The following is a 3,436-nucleotide window of genomic DNA, read 5'->3' on the forward strand; positions in this document are numbered from 1 at the left end:
CGGACTGGGGTAAGAACCGGACTGCAGCGGGAGCCGGACCGCGGCAGCAGCCGGCGCATTGCCCCGCCCCCGCCGACGTCTTATCTAACCGGCAGCGGCCGCCGCACGGGCGGCCCCCCGGCCGGACCGTTTCCGCCGGCTTTTCCGGTCTGTTCCTTTCATCCGTTCCTGCGGCCTGCTCCCTGTGCCCCGAGGAGTGATTCCATGCCCGACGCCCCGTCGTCCAAAGCCGCGCCGCGTGCGCGCGTGATCAAGTCAGATGCCGCCTGGAAGGCGGAGCTGACGCCGGAGCAATATCACGTCACCCGCAAGGCCGGCACCGAGCGCGCCTTCACCGGCCCCTACTGGGACGAGACCCGCCCGGGTCTCTATGCCTGCGTGTGCTGCGGCGAGCCGCTGTTCCGCTCGGAGGCGAAGTTCGATGCCGGCTGCGGCTGGCCGAGCTACTTCACGCCGGTTGCCGAAGACACCATCGAAGAGCACGATGACCGCTCCTTCCTCATGCATCGCACCGAGGTGCGCTGCGCGCGCTGCGAGGCCCATCTCGGCCATGTGTTTCCGGATGGCCCCCCGCCCACCGGCCTGCGCTACTGCATCAACGGCACGGCCCTGAAGTTCGTGCCCGACGACAAGGCCTGACCGGCGCTGCCGGCCTCCCCCTCCGCTCTTCCGCCTCAGGACCCGACCGACCGATGACCGACCGCTCTGCCGCCACGCCTCTCCGCCTCGATCCCCGCAGTGCAGACGCGCCCGTGGCGGCGGTGCGGCCGGTGACCTCCACCCACCACGGCGACACCCGCACCGACGACTATGCGTGGCTGCGCAGCGCCGACTGGCGGGCGGTGATGACCGATCCCTCCGTGCTGGAGCCGGAAATCCGCGCCTATCTGGAAGCGGAGAACGCCTATTGCAGCGCCGTGCTGGCCCCGCTCGACGGTCTGCGCCGGACGCTCGTCGCCGAACTGCGCGGCCGCATTCGCGAGGACGACAGCTCCGTGCCCGCCCCCGACGGCCCGTTTGCCTATGCCATGCGCTACCGCGAGGGCGGCGAACAGCCGCTGGTGGTGCGCACGCCGCGCGCCGGCGGGGCGGAAGAGGTGCTGCTCGACGGCGACCGCGAGGCCGCCGGCAAGGCCTATTTCCGCCTTGCCCTTGCCGAGCACTCCCCCGACCACGCCCTTCTGCTGCACGGCGCCGACGAGACCGGCGGCGAGGCCTTCACCCTGCGGGTGCGCGATCTGGCCTCCGGGGCCGATACCGCCGACGTCATCGCCAACACCGGCGGCGATGCGGTGTGGGAGGCGGGCTCCGAGGCCTTCCTCTATGTCCGCCTCGACGAGGAGCACCGCCCGGCCTCGGTCTGGCGCCATGTGCTCGGCACGGCTGCGCAGGCCGATACGCTGGTCTACGAGGAGGCCGATCCCGGCTTCTTCGTCTCGGTCGGGCGCACTCAGTCGGGCCGCTTCCTGACCATCGATATCCACGACCACGAAACCTCGGAAACCTGGCTCATCGACCAGAGCCGGCCGGGGGCCGCCCCGGCGCTGGTCGCCCCGCGCGTCACCGCCGAGATCTACGGCCTCGATCACGGCGGCGGCGATGATTTCGTGGTCCTCACCAATTCCGGCGGCGCGGAGGATTTCCGCCTCGTCACCGCGCCGCTCGCCGCGCCGGGCCGCGATCACTGGCGCGATCTCGTGGCCCATCGTCCCGGCTGCCTGATCCTGTCGCACACCGCCTTCCGCCACCACATCGTGCGGCTGGAGCGCGAAGGCGGGCTGCCGCGCATCGTGGTGCGCCGCATCGCCGACGGCGCCGAACACGCCATCGCCTTCGACGAGGAAGCCTATTCGCTCGGCCAGTCGGACGGCTACGAAGCCGATACCACCACCCTGCGCTTTACCTATTCGTCGATGACGACGCCCGCCCGCGTCTACGATTACGACATGGAGGCGCGCACCCGTGTGCTGCGCAAGGAGCAGGAGGTGCCCTCGGGCCACGATCCCGCGCTCTATGTCACGCGCCGCCTGCAGGCCGTGGCGGCCGACGGCGAGCGGGTGCCCGTGTCCGTGCTGCACCGGCGCGATACCCCGCTCGACGGCTCCGCGCCCTGCCTGCTCTATGGCTACGGGGCCTACGGCATCGCCATTCCGGCCTCGTTTTCCACCAATGCGCTGTCGCTCGTCGACCGCGGCTTCGTTTATGCCATCGCCCATGTGCGCGGCGGCAAGGACAAGGGCTGGCGCTGGTATGCCGGCGGCCGGCGCGAGCACAAGACCAACACCTTCACCGATTTCATCGCCGCCGCCCGCCATCTCATCGCGGAGCGTTTCACCGCGGAAGGCCGCATCGTGGCCGAAGGCGGCTCGGCCGGCGGCATGCTGATGGGCGCGGTCGCCAACATGGCGCCGCAGCTCTTCGCCGGCATCGTGGCCGCCGTGCCGTTCGTCGACGTGCTCAACACCATGCTCGACGACACCCTGCCGCTGACCCCGCCGGAGTGGCCGGAATGGGGCAACCCCATCACCGATGCCGCGGCCTATTTCCGCCTCAAGGGCTATTCGCCCTATGACGCGGTAAGCCGGCAGGCCTATCCGGCCATTCTGGCGCTCGCCGGTCTCACCGACCCGCGTGTCACCTACTGGGAACCGGCCAAGTGGGTGGCGCGGCTGCGCGCGCTCAGGAGCGATGCGAATCCGCTGCTGCTGCGCACCAACATGGAGGCCGGCCACGGCGGCGCCGCCGGCCGCTTCGCCCGGCTGGAGGAAGTGGCGCTGGTGCAGGCCTTCGCGCTCGCCGTCACCGGCCGCGCCTGAAGCCGGCGCGCCGCAGCGGGGGAGAGCCGCAAATGTCGCGCGCGCCCGGCTATGCGGGCGGCGCGCAGCGGCCTATTCTGCCCTTGCCGGCGATGCGTGCCGGCCCTGTCGCAGGGGAATGGCCGATGACGGCCCAACCGGGATCACGCCTTCGCCGCCGCCGCCATCGCAGGGGCGCCGCGCCGTGCCTTGCGGCCTGCGGGCTGGCGCTCACGCTTGCCTTCGCGCCCGCGGCCGGGGCCGCCACACAGGCGCAGCTCAATGCCGAGGCGGCGCAGGCGGCCGCGCAGGCGCCGCCGGTCAAGCCCCGCCCGATCCCGATGGACTGCCGTCAGGCCGCCGGCACCTTCGGCGCCGGCAAGCTGTGGTTCGGCCGCTATGTCGGCTGGCGCACCAACATCTGGGATGACGAAGTGCAAACCTCGCAATGGGGCTGCTTCGTGCGCGAAATCGACTGCCGCAACTGGCTCTACTGGATGCAGACCGACTGGCCGGACTGGACCAACGTCGCCGCCTGCTCGCCCGGTTTCCGGCCCTGACCGGCCGCGGCCACGCGGTTTCCACCCCGGGATCGCGGCCCCGGTCTTTGCTGATCCGGTCTTTGCTGATCCGGGCTTGCT

The 3,436-nt window shown here is 71.2% G+C and carries 3 protein-coding genes; all 3 read left to right on the top strand.

The features are described 5' to 3' along the window. The first annotated feature begins 204 nt into the window (after nt 1-204). The 3 genes from msrB (at nt 205) to V7067_RS07570 (ending at nt 3,355) form a co-directional block, all read left to right on the top strand. The gene (msrB, locus tag V7067_RS07560; RefSeq protein WP_334175276.1) at nt 205-639 is read left to right on the top strand and encodes a peptide-methionine (R)-S-oxide reductase MsrB; all 435 of its coding nucleotides are present in this window, start codon (nt 205-207) and stop codon (nt 637-639) included. A 53-nt stretch (nt 640-692) separates the two neighbouring features. Beyond that, nucleotides 693-2,816 carry a S9 family peptidase gene (locus V7067_RS07565; protein ID WP_334175277.1) on the top strand — a complete coding sequence of 708 codons (2,124 nt, stop codon included), beginning with the start codon at nt 693-695 and terminating at the stop codon, nt 2,814-2,816. Nucleotides 2,817-2,941: 125 nt separating this feature from the next. After that, the gene (locus tag V7067_RS07570) at nt 2,942-3,355 is read left to right on the top strand and encodes a hypothetical protein (RefSeq protein ID WP_334175278.1); all 414 of its coding nucleotides are present in this window, start codon (nt 2,942-2,944) and stop codon (nt 3,353-3,355) included. Nucleotides 3,356-3,436 lie beyond the last annotated feature (81 nt).

Origin of the sequence: Pseudoxanthobacter sp., from assembly GCF_036822375.1 — a bacterium.
Lineage (GTDB): Bacteria > Pseudomonadota > Alphaproteobacteria > Rhizobiales > Segnochrobactraceae > Pseudoxanthobacter.